Here is an 18,359-nt window from a genome sequence, read left to right as displayed (position 1 = left end):
GTTATTATTGTTCGGGCGCAGCAAGCTGCGCTAACTCCCTGTGCAGTAGCTTATCATCACCCACGTTAAGTTCAATAAGGCGTTTTAAATGAGTGGCACTGTCAATATCCATTTTTACACAATGTAAGCCAATGTGTTGCGGCTCAATGTGAGCCACTTCAGCAAGCATATCAATATCAACATCACTGCCAGATAGGTGGAAAATAAGCTCTACGCTTTGACCTAACTGTGGGTTGAAGTCATCAGGGTGGCTTACCAAAGCGCCATTTAAGGAAAGATCAAGTAAATGACAGCCATGATGCTGGTTATTAAATACCACTAGGGCGGGGCGTTGAAAAATAACACGAGTAAAGTTTCTGCGGTTTTCCATAACAGTTCCTGTATTGGCGCGTCTCCCTCCAGTGTAGTAGCCAGCCTTGAGGTTGTCCTTGGCTGTGAATGACTTTTTTCGCTATTTCAATAAGCTAAAAATATCACAATGGTCATTAAGTAGTGGCGCGTTAGCGCAATCATAGTGCCATACATAGGTGGATGCCAAGGGCACAAAAAAGCCCCATCGAGATGGGGCTTTTTTATGTGGTTAATTAACCAATCTTTTTATACTTAATGCGCTTCGGTTGTGCAGCCTCGGCACCTAAGGTTTTCTTCAACCACTGTTCGTATTCGGTGTAGTTACCATCGAAGAAGTTAATTTGGCCTTCGTCGCGATAATCAAGAATATGAGTGGCGATACGGTCTAAGAACCAGCGGTCGTGCGAGATTACCATGACACAGCCAGGGAACTCGAGAATTGCATTCTCTAACGCCCGCAAGGTTTCAACGTCTAAGTCGTTGGTTGGCTCATCGAGAAGTAATACGTTACCGCCCGCTTTTAGTAGTTTGGCTAAGTGCAAACGGTTGCGCTCACCGCCGGAAAGGTCTTTGACGTATTTTTGCTGATCATTACCTTTAAAGTTAAAGCGTCCCACATAAGCACGGCTTGGGAACTCAAAGTTGCCCACTTTCAACACATCTTGACCGTCTGCGATTTCATCAAATACGGTTTTGCTCTCGTCCATGTTGCCACGGAATTGGTCAACGGTGGCGAGTTCAACGGTTTCACCTAGGGTGATTTCACCACTATCAGGCTGTTCCTCGCCGCTGAGCATTTTGAATAAGGTCGATTTACCAGCACCGTTGGCACCAATAATGCCGACAATCGCTCCCTTAGGAACGCTAAAATCAAGGTTATCAATAAGCACACGGTCGCCAAAGCTTTTGTTTAAGCCCTGTACATCAATGACCTGATCACCTAAGCGCGGGCCAGGTGGAATAAACAGCTCATTGGTTTCGTTACGCTTTTGATAATCGCCTTGTTGTAGTTCAGCAAATTGCGCCATACGCGCTTTTGATTTTGCTTGGCGACCTTTCGGGTTTGAACGTACCCACTCAAGCTCTTGAGCGATGGATTTTTGTCTTGCTTTCTCTGCTTTTTGCTCCTGTTGCAGACGTGCGTCTTTTTGCTCAAGCCAAGAAGAGTAGTTGCCCTCCCACGGAATACCTTCGCCACGGTCTAATTCGAGGATCCAGCCGGCCACGTTATCAAGGAAATAACGGTCGTGGGTTACCGCCACTACAGTGCCTTCATAATCATGTAGGAAGCGCTCTAACCAAGCGACAGATTCAGCATCTAAGTGGTTGGTAGGCTCATCGAGGATAAGCATATCCGGCTTTTCAAGCAATAAACGGCAAATTGCCACACGGCGACGCTCACCCCCTGATAAATGCTCAATCTTGGCATCCCAAGCTGGCAATCGTAATGCATCTGCGGCGCGCTCTAGGGCGTTATCAAGGTTGTGGCCATCGTGGGCTTGAATAATGGCTTCAAGTTCGCCTTGCTCTTTGGCAAGCGCATCGAAATCGGCATCTTCCATGGCATACTCAGCGTATACTTGGTCAAGGCGATCAAGAGCATTTTTAACTTCACTGACCGCTTCTTCTACAACTTCACGCACCGTTTTGCTTTCATCAAGCTCAGGCTCCTGAGGAAGATAACCAATTTTAATGCCAGGCTGAGGATGTGCCTCACCTTCAAAATCTTTATCCACGCCGGCCATAATGCGTAGTAAGGTCGATTTACCTGCGCCATTTAGGCCAAGTACACCAATTTTAGCGCCAGGGAAAAAGTGCAGAGAGATGTCTTTTAAGATGGTGCGTTTAGGTGGCACCACCTTTGACACGCGACTCATCGAGAAAATAAACTTATCAGGTAAAACCATGAAAGGAGCCTTTACAATGTGACTAATTTAAACTGCCGTTATTGTAGAGTCTCTATGGTGAAAGCGTCAACGAATGGCCCGTTAATTTGCCAATAATATGGCCACTCCAGCCAGCGCCAATAAACCGCCCACTATCATACGCCAAGTCACCGGCTCGCGTTTAAAAAAGCCAATGGTCATGACCATCAGCGGGGCGGTGGCAAAAATAGTTTGTGCGATAGCCGGGTCGGTATGTTGCACCGCCGCCAATTGCAGCCACAAGCCAACGAAGGTGCCGAAAAAAACAGCCACGAGCAGCCAGCGTTTGTTATCAATACCGTGCAGTCGAGTGGCTTGGTACAGGTCGCTGCGTTTTATAATCATTACCAGTAAAGCCACGCTCAATGTGCCGGCAAGGAGGCGAATAAGGGCGGCCCATAGGCTACTCATCGACTCAGTATTCATAGCCCCTTTTGACATCACCATGCCACTGGCTTGGCACAAAGCCGCAAGTAATGCGAAAGCCACGCCTTGAAAGTAAAACTTCTTATCAACTGGGGGCAAGTGGCGTTGAGGTAATACCGCGAGGATAACCCCCACCGAAGTGATGGCGATGCCCAACCAGGCCAGTAGCGGTAAGTACACACCTAACAGCACAATATTAAGTATGCCAGTTAAGGCTGGAGCGAGAGATTCAATTATTAAGGTTCGTGCTGGGCCAATACTGCGCAGGGCGCCAAAGTAGGCGCTATCGCCAATGGCAATACCGATAATCCCACCGGCGATAAGCCAGCCCCATGAGGTGAGCTGCACTGGCATGGCCCCATCGCCAAGTAGCGCCATGGCAATCACCATCATTAAAGAAGCGAGTAAGCCTTTACTTACATTTAGTTGCAGCGGTGAAAGATGATGACTGAAGCCTTTGTACAGTAAGGTAGAAAAGGCCCAAACCACGGCTGCACTGATTGCTGCAATTTCACCTATACCCATCATCGACTCTTTGTTAGTTAATCGCGGGCATTATTGCAGTTAACTCATTCACTGCAACTTTATTTTGGACGTCTAAACATCTAGAGGTTGAAATTTCCAGTGTGGCGTTCATAATAGCTCCTTATCTTTTAATTCGGAGTACCGCCATGCCCATTACGGTTCAAGACGCTTTGCCAGCGATTATGGAGCTGCGCCAAGAAAATGTATTCGTGATGCCGAAAAGTCGCGCTCGGACTCAAGAGATCCGGCCCATGCGCTTGGCTATTTTGAACCTGATGCCGAATAAGGTGGAAACCGAAGTGCAATTTATTCGTTTGCTGGCGAATACGCCATTGCAGGTCAATGTTGACTTGCTGCGTTTAGATACGCACCGCTCTAGCGCTAACTCAGAGCAGCATCTGGATATGTTTTATCAGTATTTCTCAGATGTTAAAGACAACAATTACGATGCCTTGATTGTCACCGGCGCGCCCTTGGCTCACTTAGAATATGATGAGGTAGGGTATTGGTCGGAGCTACAAGCGTTCTTTGATTGGGCGGAGCACCATGTGACCTCGACGCTATTTAGTTGTTGGGCGGCGCACGCTGGGCTTTTCCATCATCATGGACTTAAGCGTCAATTGCAGAAAAATAAGTTGTGCGGGGTGTTTGAGCATCAGTGTTACTTTGACCACGCGGCGTTAACCCGAGGCTTTGACGATCGCTTCTTAGTCCCGCATTCGCGTTATGGCCATATTGATATTGCTGCGATAAACGCCTGTAAAGAATTAGTCGTGGTAGCAGGCTCGCCCAAGGTAGGTGCTTACTTACTTAAAAACCAGAGTGGTTCGCAGGTGTATATCACAGGACACCCTGAGTATGATGCCGATACCCTGAAAAAAGAGTATTTACGTGATTGCGATAAAGGCGCTGACGCACCGATGCCAGAAAACTACTTCCCTCATGGCGACCCAGCGCAAGAGCCCTCGAAAACCTGGCAAAGCCATGCCTTTTTGTTATTTTCGAATTGGCTTAATTACTACGTTTACCAAACCACTCCCTATGATATTAATCTGGTTAGCCAGGATGTAAGGACTAACAACTATGCCGAATAAACGTGATGCATTAACACTGGCCCTCAACGAGCGCATTTTAATTTTAGATGGCGCCATGGGTACGATGATCCAACAGCATAAGCTCGAAGAGCATGATTATCGTGGTGAGCGGTTTCAAGATTGGCACGTGTTGGTCAAGGGCAACAACGATTTATTGAGCCTCACTCAACCTCATCTAATAGCACAAATTCACCGTGAATATTTGGCAGCGGGCGCCGATATTATTGAGACCAATACCTTTAACGCCACGACCATTTCCATGGAAGATTATGACATGGCGAGCCTAAGCCGTGAGATTAACCTCGAATCGGCCCGACTGGCACGCGCGGTGGCCGATGAGTTTACCGCTCGCGAGCCAAATAAACCGCGCTACGTGGCCGGCGTACTGGGGCCAACATCAAAAACCTGCTCGATTTCGCCGGATGTTAACGATCCGGGCTATCGCAATATCACCTTCGATAAGCTGGTGGCCGCGTATATCGAATCGACCCTGGCACTGATAGAAGGTGGTGCCGATCTGATTTTAATTGAAACTATTTTCGATACCCTCAATGCCAAAGCCGCTTCCTTTGCGGTAGAAGAAGCGTTCGAACAGGCCGCAGTGACTCTGCCGGTAATGATCTCCGGCACCATCACCGATGCTTCGGGTCGAACCTTGTCAGGGCAAACCACCGAGGCGTTTTATAATTCCATTCGCCATATTAAACCGCTCTCCATTGGCTTGAACTGTGCGCTAGGGCCAGACTTGTTGCGTCAGTATGTGGAAGAGTTGGCCAGTATTTGTGAAACCTACACCTCGGTGCACCCCAATGCAGGGCTGCCGAATGAATTTGGCGAATATGATTTAGAAGCCGAAGAAATGGCACAAGAAATCATCGACTGGGGGGAGCAAGGGTTTATCAATATTGTTGGTGGCTGTTGTGGGACCACACCCGAGCACATTAAAGCCTTTAGTGATGGGCTAAAAAACACCGCTCCACGTACTTTGCCCGAGCTGCCGGTGCGCATGCGTTTAAGTGGCCTTGAAGCCTGTAATCTCAATTAAGGGGCCAATAACATGAATAATACTGCAACTTTTACCAATGTCGGCGAGCGCACCAATGTGACCGGCTCGGCGCGCTTTAAACGGCTGATCCTCGAGGAAGATTACGAAACCGCGTTAGAGGTGGCACGTGAGCAAGTTGAAAATGTCGCGCAGATTATCGATATCAACATGGATGAAGCCATGTTGGACTCTAAAGCGGCCATGGTCACCTTTTTGAACCTTATCGCCTCAGAGCCCGATATTTCGAAAGTGCCCATTATGGTGGACTCGTCGAAATGGGAAGTAATCGAGGCGGGACTAAAATGCATTCAAGGCAAGGCGATAGTGAACTCTATTTCCCTCAAGGAGGGGGAGCAGCCGTTTCGTCACCAAGCCAAGATATTAAAGCGCTTCGGCGCCGCTGTGGTGGTGATGGCCTTTGATGAAAGTGGTCAAGCAGAAACCGCCGAGCGGAAGTTTGCTATTTGCGCGCGCTCTTATCGCATCCTGGTCGATGAATTGGGCTTCCCGCCAGAAGATATTATTTTTGACCCCAATATCTTTGCCGTGGCCACCGGCATAGAAGAGCATGACAACTATGCCGTAGAGTTTATCGAAGGAACTCGCCGCATCAAGGAGAACCTTCCCCACTGCAAGGTATCCGGTGGTGTGTCTAATGTCTCTTTCTCGTTTCGAGGCAACAATCCGGTGCGCGAGGCTATTCACTCTGTGTTCTTGTATCACGCCATTCAAGCCGGAATGGATATGGGCATCGTCAATGCTGGTCAACTAGCGGTGTATGACGATATTCCCTCTGAGCTGAGAGACGCCGTTGAGGATGTGATTTTAAATAAAGATGCCGGCGCCGGAGAGCGGTTGGTGGAATTAGCGCCTAAGTATTCGGGCATGGCGCAAGCGGAGAAGGTTGAGGATTTACAGTGGCGTAGTTGGCCGGTGGCAAAGCGCCTAGAACATGCCCTAGTTAAAGGCATTACAGATTATATTGATGAGGACACCGAGCAGTGCCGACAGCAGTTTGCTAAACCCATCGAGGTCATTGAGGGTCCGTTGATGGACGGCATGAATGTGGTGGGTGATCTGTTTGGGGCCGGGAAAATGTTTTTGCCGCAGGTGGTGAAATCGGCGCGGGTAATGAAGCGCGCGGTGGCCTATTTAGACCCTTATATCGAAGCCGAGAAACAAGAGGGTGAAACCAACGGTAAAATTGTCATGGCCACGGTAAAAGGCGATGTTCATGATATTGGCAAGAATATTGTTGGCGTGGTGTTACAGTGTAATAACTACGAGGTGATCGACTTAGGGGTGATGGTGCCCGCTGAAAAAATCTTACAAACCGCAATAGACGAAAACGCCGATATTATAGGCCTGTCCGGGCTTATCACTCCCTCGTTAGATGAAATGGTGCATGTCGCCAAAGAAATGAAACGCCGCGATTTTACCATTCCGTTGCTGATTGGTGGCGCGACGACGTCAAAGGCGCATACCGCCGTAAAAATTGAGCCCCAATATGATAACGGCGTGGTTTATGTTAATAACGCCAGCCGTGCGGTGGGCGTGGCATCTAGTTTGCTAAGTAAAACCGCGAAAAGTGAGTTTTTGAGTAAAACTAAAGCAGAGTACGAGCGAGTGCGAGAGCAACAAGCACGCAAGAAACCCCGCTCCAAGCCCATAGGTTTGCAACAAGCTCGCGCCAATCATGCCCAGCTGGATTGGCAAAACTACACTCCGCCTGTGCCTAAACAGCTAGGAGTCCAAGAGTTTCACTCGGTGCCAGTGAGCACCTTAAGGCAATATATCGACTGGACGCCATTTTTTATGACCTGGTCTTTGGCCGGCAAATACCCGCGTATCATGAATGACGAGGTGGTGGGTGAGCAAGCGCGCTCATTGTTTGCCGATGCAAATGCAATGTTGGATGAGTTTGCGCGCCAAGGCAGCATTCAACCAAAAGGGGTGATTGGCTTATTCCCAGCAAACCGCGTCGGCGATGACATAGAAATATACCGCGACGAGCAGCGTGACGAAGTGATTTTACGTTCGTGTCAGTTACGCCAGCAAACGCACAAAAAGGGCTTTGCTAACTATTGTTTAGCCGACTATATCGCACCTAAAGGTGTTGCCGACTACTTTGGCGCCTTTGCCGTGACCGGCGGGTTAGAAGAAGATGACTTAGCCCAGGCCTTTGATGACCAAGGTGATGATTATAATAAAATCATGGTCAAAGCGGTGGCTGACCGCCTTGCAGAGGCCTTCGCAGAATACCTGCATGAGCAAGTGCGTAAAGTGTACTGGGGCTATGCCGCAGACGAAGCGTTAAACAATGATCAGCTCATTCGTGAGAACTATCAGGGCATTCGCCCTGCGCCGGGCTATCCAGCGTGCCCAGAGCACACTGAAAAGGCTAAGATTTGGGAATTACTGAGCGTTGAAGAGCGCATCGGCATGAAACTGACGAGCTCCTATGCGATGTGGCCGGGTGCCGCCGTCTCGGGTTGGTATTTCTCACACCCTGATTCGAAATACTTTGCCGTGGCAGGGATTCAACAAGACCAAGTTGAGGACTATGCTAACCGCCAAGGAATGACGCTAGAGCAAGCCGAAAAGTGGCTAGGCCCGAATTTGGGGTATGAAAATTAACCACAGGTTTTACTTTTTTGCGCCAAGTGGAACATGAGCTGGCTGCTCAATTACTTTGTATGATGCTGAGCAGCCAAAAGCGTTGCCAACTTCTGCTTTACTTGTTGCGCGCTGGTATCTGATGGTTGCTGAGATAGCCAATCAACGAGTTCGTTGCGTACGGGGAAACCTTCTTTTATACAATGGCTCTCATTTGCCACCCAGATATCGGCTGAGCCAATCGTGCCCCGGCCGTAGGCGCTACATAGGGTGTAACCCTGAGCACTAATATGGTGTTCAATGAGATAGGTGTAGATAGGCGTGGCAATTAACATCAATACTAAGGTCACGCCGCACAGCTTAAACCAACCACTGAGTAACCTATCACTTACTTGGGTATGAGTTGCTCGTAACCACAGTAAGTAGGTTAATACGGCAAAAACGGGGGTGGCCAATACCAAAGAAGGAGAAAAACTGCGCTCCCGAAAAGCCAGAACATGCTCCCCTAGGGCTGTACTTACTTGGCTCACTTCACTGAACGTTGCATAAGGGAGCAGTAAAGTAAGTACACAGAATAAAGCAAAAAAGCAGAATAGCTTTACTCTGTCCATCGTTGTACTTTGCACGTCATCCATTGTGCTATCTATATCCGCCAGAGTAAGGAAGCCCAAATAAACGGTGCATAAACCCGATGGGATCTTGTTCGTACCACCGCTGCGCCCGGTCTATTTCTCTACGTGCTTGCTGAAAGCTTTGTTTTAAATCGTTTTCAACCGCTCTTAGACTAGCCGCTATTTTTTCTGCTATCGCATCAGTATCAATGAATGTATAGGCCAAACCAGCCAGAGCTGCGCCAACCACAACAACGGCAATCATGGGGCCAACGGCGACGGTTGCAGCTGTTCCCACAACGGCAGTTACCGCTCCCCAGGCAATGCCTGATGATGCTGCTGCGATGGCAACATCAACAGATAAACCACCAATAAAGTCGTGCCATGTTTTGCTGTCATCAATCAGTTGCTCCAAGGCATGAAACCCTGCAGAGATAAGAATCGTTAACACAAACCCTTGCTTTATAGAGCTTTGCGCTCCCAGCTTACCGATGCCGAAAGACACTAGTTTAGGGTTGTTGGCTAAGTATCGGGTTCCCGTCAGGTGTCTTCTGAGACCCGAGTAGCCTTTGAATATAATGTAGTTTTTCCCAGAATATGACTTCACTTTGAATTTATCAAAGACTGAACCGCTACGCTGCATCTCTAGCGCAATGGCTGTTAAAGCGGCCACATCCAGCCCTAAAGGGACGAGCCCTGAACCATTTTTAACCCAATCGCGATGTGCTCGCCAAAGCTCAGGTACAATATTGGCGCGTTCCATAATTGATTCGAACCAGGCGGCGATTCGCTCATTAGAATGGCCTTGGGTGCGTTTTACGTTCACAGCGTAATCAAAAAATTCCCTGTCATTAAGATGGATAAAGTTATGCTGGTTGGACTTTAATAGATGAGCGAGTTGCTGATCTCGCTGCTTATTTCTTAATTCTTCTCTTGCATTGATGAGCATTGAGGCCTCCATGCTATGTTCCTTTTATCGCTATTCTCATACAAGGCCGCAGAACAGTCAATCGCCAAGCTCATGTCTTATATGAAATTTTATTGAATTGTCAGCTTGTTGCACAACCTTTATTAGCCGAGCACAGTGTAATGCGCTGTAATGACACACCAAGAGGGGATTTGCTAACAATAGTGCATGTTTCCCTTTAAGTCTGACTTATGACCCTGATGCAGTTACAACAGCTAGTCGCAACTATTGTTGCAGCGCCAGTGGACGCTGGTGTTGTTAAGCAACCTATTCATGCTTTGGTTAATGCGTTAGAGCAAGAAAGTGGTGTTTCGTCGCGAGCGGATATGAATACATCGCACGGAACATATACCGAGCATGGCGTTGCGATTTCTCCGGTACAAGCTGCACGCTGTTCCTTGGAGCCCCTGCGCACCCAAGTGTTTATGCAAGGGGTTGCGGCGGCTATTAACGATAAAGTCCACGGTGATAAAGTCGTCCACATCCTCTATGCGGGCACCGGCCCTTTTGTCACCTTATTATTGCCCTACCTCGCATGCTACCCCGAATTACCGGTGCGGGTAACATTGTTGGATATTCACCAGGAGAATATTGAGGCGGTCAAAAAATTGGTTGCACGCTGGCATATTGGGCACTTAATCAGCGAATATGTGGTTGCTGATGCGACCTGCTGGCAACCTGACGCGCAACGTCGATTCGATATCATTATTTCTGAAACGATGACAGCACTGCTTCGTCGTGAGCCCCAGGTATGGATATTTAAAAACCTCGTGCGTTATCTGCAAGCACAGGGAGTGTTAATTCCTCAAGTGGTTTCTTTGCGAGCTTGGCTAGAGCGCGCTAAAGAGCGAGTGTTGATTGATGAGTACTTTCGCCTCGATAAAATCACGGCACTGCGCTTAGCACGCGATGATATTACCGATATACGTGGTGAGCTTGTTATCCCAGCGCAGCATCAAAGTGACGACCACTTTACGCTAACCACGGATATCCAAGTTTATAATCACTGCGTTTTAAGCGAAGGGCAATCAAGCTTAACCGTGCCATTTTCAGTACCGCCGCAGGCAACTTGCCTTTTTGCGGGCGCACATGTTCCTTTTCACTATGCTAACCCCAGACAGGCCGATTTCATATTCGAGTTTCCGCATGATAAACGCCTATCAGCACTCACCTTACCCAGCATTAATGACTGTGCCGACCTCGGGCTCATTTATATAAAGCGGGCGTTTGCGCAGTGTTTATGGGCAAAGCAAAACCAGCAACCTAGATCACTTTCACCGCGCGATTGGCAGGGTGAGCTGTTTTTAACGCAGGCATTAGGTATCCCCTTAGAAATATGGTTCGCACACTTATTTAATGCCCCTGATCTGGCTAGCTTTGAATCTCGGCTACTACAGTGCTGCCCCGCATTACTATGCCCACAGCAAGTTATGAAAGTGAACCGACAGTTGCTTGCTAAGCTGCATAGGCAAAACGAATAACGTACAATAGCGGCAAAGAGTATGAATACCTTGGGATTATGGCCTTACCAATAGAGCAAAGTTACCCGCAACTTGTTGAGCAATTACATCGTGTACCTATGTGCCTACTGCAAGCCCCACCTGGCGCAGGTAAGTCAACGTGGTTGCCATTGCAGTTGCTTCGCGAAGGCCATTTTCGCCGTATTATCATGCTTGAGCCCCGGCGCTTAGCTGCGCGCAACATAGCGCGCTTTTTGGCTGCGCAGCAACAAGAAGCGGTAGGACAAAGCGTGGGCCTAAGGTTGCGCCAAGAGACCAAAGTAAGCGCTGAGACGCGCCTAGAAATTGTCACCGAAGGGGTATTAACGCGCATGTTGCAGCAAGACCCTGAGCTCAGCGGTATCGATTTAGTTATTTTTGATGAATTTCATGAACGCTCCATGGCTGCTGATACGGCATTAGCTTTTGCGTTAGAAAGCCAGATGCTGCGTGATGATCTAAAGATCTTATTGATGTCCGCCACCCTTGATGGCGAGCGCTATCAACGCTTTTTTGATTGCCCACTCATTAGTTCAACAGGTCGTAGCTACCCAATAGATGAAATTTACCGCCCGTTAGCGCAGCCAACGCAGTGGCTTGAGGCGATTGCGCCTACCGTAATCACAGCACTGCAAGAGCAAAGTGGCAGCGCCTTGGTGTTTTTGCCAGGACAAAAAGAAATAAACTATGTCGCCGCGCAGCTCAGCGGGCTGCCCAGCGATATTGAAGTCCACACCTTATATGGCGAGCAAGACAAAGCCGCCCAGCAACGAGCGATAGCACCCGCAGCGCAAGGTCAGCGCAAGGTGGTATTAACCACCAATGTGGCCGAGACCAGCCTGACTATTGAGGGCATTCGCATTGTTATCGACAGCGGTAAACGCCGCGCCGCGCAGTTCAATCTAAAAACCGGTGTGAGTGAGCTGAAAACCGTGAATATCTCACGCTCCTCGGCGCTGCAACGGGCTGGGCGAGCGGGGCGTGTAGAGCCTGGAGTGGTCTATCGTTTAGGCAGTAAAGAGCAATTAGAGCGACGGGCGCAACATGATGCACCGGAAATATTAACCAGTGATATTAGTCCTTTAATGCTAGAGGCGAAGTTGTGGGGGGCCGATATCGAGCAATTACAGCTGCTTGACCCGCCTTCTGCGGCGCAGCAGCACCAAGCCTGCGAACTGTTACAGATGTTAGAGCTGATTGCCGATGGCAAGCTCACCGCAAAGGCAAAAGAAATACATGCTATGGGCAGCGATTTACGTTTTGCCCATTTGCTGTATCAAGCTCAGCAACGTGAATCTCAGCATCCTGGTTTTGTGCACTTGGCGGTACATTTTGTCGCCTTGATGGAGGCACGGGTGCGCATTGATGCCGAGCTGGCTACCGCTATCAGTGCGCAACAGCATCGTCCTCACCCAGAATTTACACAACAACTGAAGTACTGGCGCCAGCGTTTATCCTTGCCGGCGAACAAAGACTTACCTATGCACTTGCTGCCTGTGGTCGTAGCTTTGGCTTATCCTGACCGCCTAGCCAAACGGCGTGGCTCGGGTATGTTGCTCAGTAATGGCGCGGGGGTGAGTGCGCATCCGCAGTTGTGGTTGGATGAGCAGTATGTGGCCATTGCCGATGTTGGTGGTAAAGATGGACAACATATTTTTAGCGCCACCGCCTTTTCCCCGGCCATGCTGCAAACCCATTTGCCACATTTGTTTAGTGAGCGTCAAGTGTGCGAATTTGATATCAAATCAGGGCGTTTTATTAATGAACAGCGCCAGCAATTGGGTGCAATCGTTATTGCCACTAAGCCCAGTGGCAAAAAAATTGATACACAAATGAAAGTGCAGGCGTGGTTGGAGTTAATACAGCAGCGGGGTTGGGAGCTGTTTCAGCATCCACAGTCGCAGCAACTACGAGTGCGTATGTTGCTGGCTAGTCAATTGCTTGGTGGCGAGTTCACCCTTGCCGATGAGGCGCAGCTATTACGCCAAGCAGAGCAATGGTTGGCGCCGTTTTTAGACCATGTGGGGTCATTATCGCAATTACAGCAGTTTGACTACCGGAGCGCTTTGCTCAGCCTGTTAGATTATGCGAGCCAACAGCGCCTGGAGCAGCTCTTACCAAAGACAATAACTCTGCCCTCGGGCGCCAGTCATCGTATTCATTATCAACTCGATGGTCCGGCCAAACTCAGCGTCCGTATGCAAGAGGTTTATGGTTGGCAGTCAAGCCCGGAGTTGGCGCAAGGCAAGCTGCCGCTGCAACTCGAATTACTCTCGCCGGCGCGGCGGCCGTTACAAATAACCCAAGATCTTGCGCATTTCTGGCAAAGTAGTTACCGCGAAGTGCAAAAAGAGATGAAGGGTCGCTACCCAAAGCACTTTTGGCCCGATGATCCAAGTACCGCGCAGGCTACCAATAAAGTGAAAAGTAGAATGTAACGCGGTTTGTTGTCTATATACGTTTAGTTACCCTGCGTACTATCACGCCATGTTGCCATGGCTTCACAGACGTCTGGATAGACAAAATTTACTTTGCGCGATAATGCTTTCATAATAGCTCTTTTCTGACCTAGCTAAGTGAGTACCGTGTTGCACCGCCCGTTATTACAGGTTCAAAATTTATCGCACCAGCTTGGCGAACATCGGGTACTTGAACGCCTTAGTTTCTCGCTTGAGCAAGGTGAGTTTGTGGGCCTGTTGGGACCTAACGGGGCTGGGAAATCCTCACTGCTGCGCTGCATTTATCGTTATTACCGCACTTCGGCTGAGACTATTGCCTTTAATGGCCAGTGTTTACAGACATTGTCACAGCGCACACTAGCACAAAATGTAGCCGTGGTGCTGCAACAGCCAGAAAGCGATATGTCACTCACTGTTTATGAGGTAGTGACTCTTGGCTTATTGCCCCAAGGGGGTATGTGGCGAGCATTAACGCAGGAGCAAAAGCAGCGAGTCCATCAGGCTTTGGTGGACGTAGGGCTGTGTAACTTGCAGCATAAACCCTTAGCTCAGTTATCGGGAGGAGAGCAGCAGCGCGCTCATATTGCTCGGGCCTTAGTGCAACAACCGCAGTTACTGATCATGGATGAGCCCACCAGCCATTTAGATATTAAATATCAAATAGAATTGATGGAGCTGGTGCGGTCGTTAAAGCTAACGGTGTTGGCGTCATTTCATGACCTTAACTTGGCTTGTGCGTTGTGTGACCGATTGTTGATTCTTAAACACGGCCAACTGGTTGCAGATGGTGCCCCGAAAAAGGTAGTAACGGAGCAACTGCTCAGTGATGTTTTTGGCGTTTGTGCAAAAGTCAGTGATCATCCGCAGCAGCCTGATAAATGGCCGCTGGTGCAGTACTTTTACGGCTATCAAAGGCATCAGCATGACAGTTAAATATACTTTACCCCTGATTGCAGTACTTTTGGTTTTTGTGCTTAGTGGATTATTTGCACTTAAGCAAGGCGCCGTGAGCCTAAGTTGGCCGCAACTGTTGGCTGTACTCAGTGGCGAGGACAGTGATTCGCTGTGGCAGCAAATTATTTGGCAATTGCGCAGCCCTCGTGTAGGCATTGCCTTTCTAGCGGGTGGTGGATTGGCGTTAGCGGGGGGGATTTTACAAACGGTCACACGTAACCCGTTAGCGGATCCTTACTTGTTTGGTATTTCCTCGGGGGCAGCTCTGGGCGTGGTCGTGACCATGGTGCTTTTTGGGGTTAGCGCCCCGGTGCTGCTGAGCCTCAGTGCCTTTGCAGGTGCCATGCTGGCCGTGGTGTTGTTGCTGATTGTGGCCTACAGTGTTCGCTATATGCAGAACTCCATTTTGGTGTTGGCAGGGGTGGCCTTATCTTTTGGTTTCAGTGCGATGACTAGCTTGTTACTGTATTTTGGCGAGCCCCAGGCTGTGAGCGCGGTAGTTTTTTGGACTTTGGGCAGCTTTTCTGGTGCTTCCATGGCTATGCTGCTACCAGTGAGTGTGCTTATGGGCGTCAGCCTCGCAATCGTGTGGCTGTTACGGGCGCCATTAAATGCCTTGCTGTTGGGGGATGAGAGTGCCCATACTCTGGGTATTCATGTGCCGCGACTGCGCTTAGCTATGCTGCTATTAAGTGCACTGATCACTGCCGTTCTTGTGAGTGTGTGCGGTGGTATAGGTTTTGTCGGGCTGATGATCCCCCATTTGGTGCGAATAATCGCTCCCCGTGTAGGTAGTTATTTATATCCCGCGAGCTTTTTTAGCGGCGGCCTATTTATGGTGTGGGTAGATTTGGCCGCACGCACAGTGTTAGATAATCAAGAACTGCCAGTTGGGGTGATCACGTCGGCTATCGGAAGCATATTCTTTTTACTGTTATTATTTTCCCGTTATCGCACACAATAAAAAAGCCCCGCTCTGCGAGGCTTTTATTCATTAACTTAATGACGTTGCGGTTATTTCAGTCGCTTGGCTTGTCGGCGAATAGCCACTAACGCAAGTAACATAACTAGCCATGCTAGAGTTCCGCTACTTTGCTTACGCTTTGGCGGCTGTGAGTTGTCTACTTCAGCAGCAACCTCGATATTAAGCTCGCCTTGTGCGGTGGCTCCGAGTTCATCGCTTAAGGTATAGCGTACTAACGCATTACCGCTAAAGCCATCGGCGGCGCTAAAGCGTAATGAGAAGTCACTGTTAATTACTACCTCCCCATGTTCACTGCTCGCTTGGGTCACTGTTAACACTTGTCCCTCTGGGTCGCTATCGTTGGCGAGTACATCCACTGTAACCGTACCTTGGTAGGCAACCGATGCGCTATCAGCGACTGCAACTGGCGCTTGGTTAGCGACAATGTTAATACTTACCTCGGCACTGTGGCTATTGCCTGCAGCGTCGCGAATGCTGTAGATCAAACGGTCGTTACCAATGAACTGGCTAGGTGTTTGGTATTGGATTTTATTATCAACAATACTGGCATCACCCAGCTCCGCCTCCACGCCAGTAAGCATGAGTTCATCGCTCTCGGCATCAGTATCATTACTTAGCACATCGAGCATCGGCATGGCGTTCTCTGCTACCGTATACACATCATCGTTTGCAATCGGTGGCTGGTTGGCGTCAAGTGCTATAGCCACCACACCTGGGTCAACAATGCTGCCATTGATGATGCCATCAGCATCGTTGGCGCCGCCATCTGTCAATGTTAATTGTACGCACCAGTGACCGGCTGTCAGCCCGGGTTGCCAAAGCTCACTGCCAGGTGCTGGGCAGTAACCTTTACTACCTAACGCTGAAGCAATAGCATCATCGCCTTGGGTATCCAGATCTTGCCATTGGTCATTGATATACTTGCGATAGAGTGTATTTTGCGGCAGTGGCTGACGCTGCGGAAGCACAAAATCAACGGCAGCACCAGGTACCGGTAGGGCACTGACTACCACACCGTAAAGTGTGCCAACATGACGTGTGTCTTCATCACTTGCGACCTGCTCTGGCATCAGCTCAGCACCTGCGCTCGCAGCATCAGCAAATATACTGGTTTGCAGACAGTTGCCATATTCAGTCTCGACGATAAAGTTATCTTCTTGCGCTGGTGTTGCTGCAAGTAAGTGACACACGCCGATGGCGTCTAAATAATCAGCAACGCCGTCACCGTCACTATCACGGTAACCTTCGCTATCATCAGGGATCAGATCGCCGTCACTATCATTATCGCTCAAAGGCGGTAGCGTACTGCGCACATCTAACTGTAGTTTGACACTTTGACTGGCCGATGGAGTGCCGCTATCAGTGACTTCGAGGCTGACATGATAGATACCCGGAGTTAGATCACTGGCCTCAATAATAGCGCGTTCACTACTCGATTGGTTCAAAGGTAGTGTCGGGTTTATTTGCCACTGATAAGTATGAGAGTCATTGATATTCGCATCGCTTACTTGGGCAACAAGCTCAATATCCTGGTCGGCAACAAATAACGTCATCGCTTGCGCGTTTTGCTGTGCTGTTACCTTCACTTGTGGGGCAAGGTTACGCTGTGTAATCGTTACCTGGTGCTGCCACGTTGGGCCTCTATTGATACTTTCGTCCAGTGTTATCATGATGGTTTCATCCTCTTCATCAAGGGCATCAGCGAATACATCAAAGTCGATGGTTGCTTGCTCAGAGGTGAAGCGTAGTTCTGCATTGGTAAGTGAATGGTCATCACTGCTGCTACTGCCACTGACGGTAAAAGGTACTATAAGTGGGTAGCTTGGCGCAGGACCGTTTAAGTAAGCGGTAATGCTATGACTACGCCCCTCTGTGGCAATACTTTGTGCACTCAAGCTTACCTGTGGGTTGACCTCCACACGCTGTGATTGCAAGGCACTGCGACCTTGATCATCTGTAGCTTGCCAGTAAATTTTATGCACGCCTGGTTTGAAATACACCGGATTGTCTAGGATTCTAACCGCAATGGCTTTACCCGTTGCATCGACAGCAGTGGCAACACCAAGATTTACTTTAGTGTACAAGCCTGTGGCATCAACACTGACATCCGCCGGCAGTGAGAGTACCGGGATATCGTCGGCCATAGGGCCATCAAGGGAGAACCTGACCGTTGCTGTATCCGCTAAACCTTGCTCGTCGGCGATGCGATAGCGCAGTGTCGTGGTTTCATTAAGACCACCCGGAGGCGTATATAGCAGCGCGCCATTGTCGATAGTGACATCACCTAATTCTGCGCTAGCTGTTGTTATGCGTAAGGTATCACCTTGATCTGGATCGCTGTCATTGCTAAGTACCTCAAGAATGTATGTGCCGCTGTCATTGCGCGTAAGGCTCAAAGTATCATCATTGGCTATTGGTTTGTCATTGGCTCCGGTGACAGTAATTTCAATAGCGACAGGTTCACTTTGTAAGTCACCGTCACTTGCTATCAAAGTTGCACTATCAGTGCCTTGGAAGTCAGTATTGGGCGTGTAAGTAAGGCTCAAGCCATTGACGAGTAGCTCACCCTGCTCAGGCGCTGAAACGACAGTAATAGTGACTTGCTCGGCTTGTTCATCGTCTACTTCTAGGGTCACCGTTTTTGACGTATCTTCTTCAACACTCATGGTGCGAGTGATAATACGAGGGGCCTGATTAGCCGCAGTGACTTCGATAGCAAACGCCGGGAGTTGCGCACTCAAGTCGCCGTCACTGACGGTAATTTGAATATTGCTATTGGTGCCAACATCGCTCTCACCGGGTGTACCTTGCAGTTGTCCAGTCGCGGTATCGAAGGCTGCCCAGGTGGGCTGGTTAGTGATGCTGAACGTTAACTCATCACCTTCTGGGTCTGATGCTGTGG

General features: G+C 49.2%; 13 protein-coding genes. 7 read left to right on the top strand and 6 right to left on the bottom strand.

From position 1 onward, the window contains the following. Nucleotides 1-4: 4 nt before the first annotated feature. From EXT46_RS15650 to EXT46_RS15640, 3 genes are all read right to left on the bottom strand, one after another. Nucleotides 5-370: a PilZ domain-containing protein gene (locus EXT46_RS15650; protein ID WP_022945793.1), complete on the bottom strand. Its 366-nt coding sequence runs from the start codon at nucleotides 368-370 to the stop codon at nucleotides 5-7. A gap of 214 nt (nucleotides 371-584) precedes the next feature. Then, complete coding sequence (gene ettA, locus EXT46_RS15645) at nucleotides 585-2,258, bottom strand: energy-dependent translational throttle protein EttA (RefSeq protein ID WP_130148425.1); 1,674 nt, start codon at nucleotides 2,256-2,258, stop codon at nucleotides 585-587. Nucleotides 2,259-2,339: 81 nt separating this feature from the next. Beyond that, a complete protein-coding gene (locus EXT46_RS15640; protein WP_240701149.1) occupies nucleotides 2,340-3,227 on the bottom strand; it encodes a DMT family transporter in 888 nt (295 codons plus the stop codon). Nucleotides 3,228-3,373: 146 nt separating this feature from the next. Here EXT46_RS15640 and metA point away from each other — a divergent pair, with 146 nt between their 5' ends. From metA to metH, 3 genes are read left to right on the top strand one after another with little or no spacing between them, the layout of a single operon-like run. Continuing rightward, nucleotides 3,374-4,321 carry a homoserine O-succinyltransferase gene (metA, locus tag EXT46_RS15635; protein ID WP_022945790.1) on the top strand — a complete coding sequence of 316 codons (948 nt, stop codon included), beginning with the start codon at nucleotides 3,374-3,376 and terminating at the stop codon, nucleotides 4,319-4,321. Continuing rightward, nucleotides 4,311-5,366 carry a homocysteine S-methyltransferase family protein gene (locus EXT46_RS15630; RefSeq protein WP_130148421.1) on the top strand — a complete coding sequence of 352 codons (1,056 nt, stop codon included), beginning with the start codon at nucleotides 4,311-4,313 and terminating at the stop codon, nucleotides 5,364-5,366. The genes metA and EXT46_RS15630 overlap by 11 nt, the downstream gene beginning before the upstream one ends. A gap of 12 nt (nucleotides 5,367-5,378) precedes the next feature. Next, entirely contained in the window at nucleotides 5,379-8,003 is a 2,625-nt protein-coding gene (gene metH / locus EXT46_RS15625) for a methionine synthase (RefSeq protein ID WP_130148419.1), read from the top strand. 50 nt (nucleotides 8,004-8,053) lie between these two features. Here the strand turns inward: metH and EXT46_RS15620 are convergent, their stop codons facing one another. After that, complete coding sequence (locus EXT46_RS15620) at nucleotides 8,054-8,617, bottom strand: hypothetical protein (RefSeq protein WP_130148417.1); 564 nt, start codon at nucleotides 8,615-8,617, stop codon at nucleotides 8,054-8,056. 4 nt (nucleotides 8,618-8,621) lie between these two features. Then, nucleotides 8,622-9,542 (bottom strand): hypothetical protein, encoded by a 921-nt coding sequence (locus tag EXT46_RS15615; RefSeq protein WP_130148415.1) that lies wholly within the window; start codon nucleotides 9,540-9,542, stop codon nucleotides 8,622-8,624. Nucleotides 9,543-9,751: 209 nt separating this feature from the next. Here EXT46_RS15615 and EXT46_RS15610 point away from each other — a divergent pair, with 209 nt between their 5' ends. The 4 genes from EXT46_RS15610 (at nucleotide 9,752) to EXT46_RS15595 (ending at nucleotide 15,436) form a co-directional block, all read left to right on the top strand. Next, nucleotides 9,752-11,041, top strand: coding sequence for a class I SAM-dependent methyltransferase (locus EXT46_RS15610; protein WP_130148413.1), 1,290 nt, complete (start codon nucleotides 9,752-9,754; stop codon nucleotides 11,039-11,041). Between the two features lie 38 nt (nucleotides 11,042-11,079). Beyond that, nucleotides 11,080-13,497: an ATP-dependent helicase HrpB gene (gene hrpB / locus EXT46_RS15605; protein ID WP_130148411.1), complete on the top strand. Its 2,418-nt coding sequence runs from the start codon at nucleotides 11,080-11,082 to the stop codon at nucleotides 13,495-13,497. A 138-nt stretch (nucleotides 13,498-13,635) separates the two neighbouring features. Next, nucleotides 13,636-14,451 carry an ABC transporter ATP-binding protein gene (locus EXT46_RS15600; RefSeq protein ID WP_205988250.1) on the top strand — a complete coding sequence of 272 codons (816 nt, stop codon included), beginning with the start codon at nucleotides 13,636-13,638 and terminating at the stop codon, nucleotides 14,449-14,451. After that, the gene (locus EXT46_RS15595) at nucleotides 14,441-15,436 is read left to right on the top strand and encodes an iron ABC transporter permease (RefSeq protein ID WP_130148409.1); all 996 of its coding nucleotides are present in this window, start codon (nucleotides 14,441-14,443) and stop codon (nucleotides 15,434-15,436) included. Before EXT46_RS15600 ends, EXT46_RS15595 begins: the two co-directional genes overlap by 11 nt. 50 nt (nucleotides 15,437-15,486) lie before the next feature. Here EXT46_RS15595 and EXT46_RS15590 read toward each other — a convergent pair. Beyond that, nucleotides 15,487-18,359 (bottom strand): Ig-like domain-containing protein (locus EXT46_RS15590; protein ID WP_130148407.1); only part of this gene is annotated, 2,873 nt, incomplete at its 5' end.

The organism is Pseudoalteromonas sp. CO325X (assembly GCF_004208955.1).
GTDB classification, from domain to species: Bacteria; Pseudomonadota; Gammaproteobacteria; order Enterobacterales; family Alteromonadaceae; genus Pseudoalteromonas; species Pseudoalteromonas ruthenica.
Note: the sequence above shows the minus strand (reverse complement) of the source record. Positions and strands in the feature narration are given on the sequence as shown.

What these genes read in the sequence shown, in the direction of transcription:
- EXT46_RS15650 (WP_022945793.1), bottom strand. Translation starts at nt 370, where the DNA reads ATGGAAAACCGCAGAAACTTTACTCGTGTTATTTTTCAACGCCCCGCC.
- ettA (WP_130148425.1), bottom strand. Translation starts at nt 2,258, where the DNA reads ATGGTTTTACCTGATAAGTTTATTTTCTCGATGAGTCGCGTGTCAAAG.
- EXT46_RS15640 (WP_240701149.1), bottom strand. Translation starts at nt 3,227, where the DNA reads ATGGGTATAGGTGAAATTGCAGCAATCAGTGCAGCCGTGGTTTGGGCC.
- metA (WP_022945790.1), top strand. Translation starts at nt 3,374, where the DNA reads ATGCCCATTACGGTTCAAGACGCTTTGCCAGCGATTATGGAGCTGCGC.
- EXT46_RS15630 (WP_130148421.1), top strand. Translation starts at nt 4,311, where the DNA reads ATGCCGAATAAACGTGATGCATTAACACTGGCCCTCAACGAGCGCATT.
- metH (WP_130148419.1), top strand. Translation starts at nt 5,379, where the DNA reads ATGAATAATACTGCAACTTTTACCAATGTCGGCGAGCGCACCAATGTG.
- EXT46_RS15620 (WP_130148417.1), bottom strand. Translation starts at nt 8,617, where the DNA reads ATGGATGACGTGCAAAGTACAACGATGGACAGAGTAAAGCTATTCTGC.
- EXT46_RS15615 (WP_130148415.1), bottom strand. Translation starts at nt 9,542, where the DNA reads ATGCTCATCAATGCAAGAGAAGAATTAAGAAATAAGCAGCGAGATCAG.
- EXT46_RS15610 (WP_130148413.1), top strand. Translation starts at nt 9,752, where the DNA reads ATGACCCTGATGCAGTTACAACAGCTAGTCGCAACTATTGTTGCAGCG.
- hrpB (WP_130148411.1), top strand. Translation starts at nt 11,080, where the DNA reads ATGGCCTTACCAATAGAGCAAAGTTACCCGCAACTTGTTGAGCAATTA.
- EXT46_RS15595 (WP_130148409.1), top strand. Translation starts at nt 14,441, where the DNA reads ATGACAGTTAAATATACTTTACCCCTGATTGCAGTACTTTTGGTTTTT.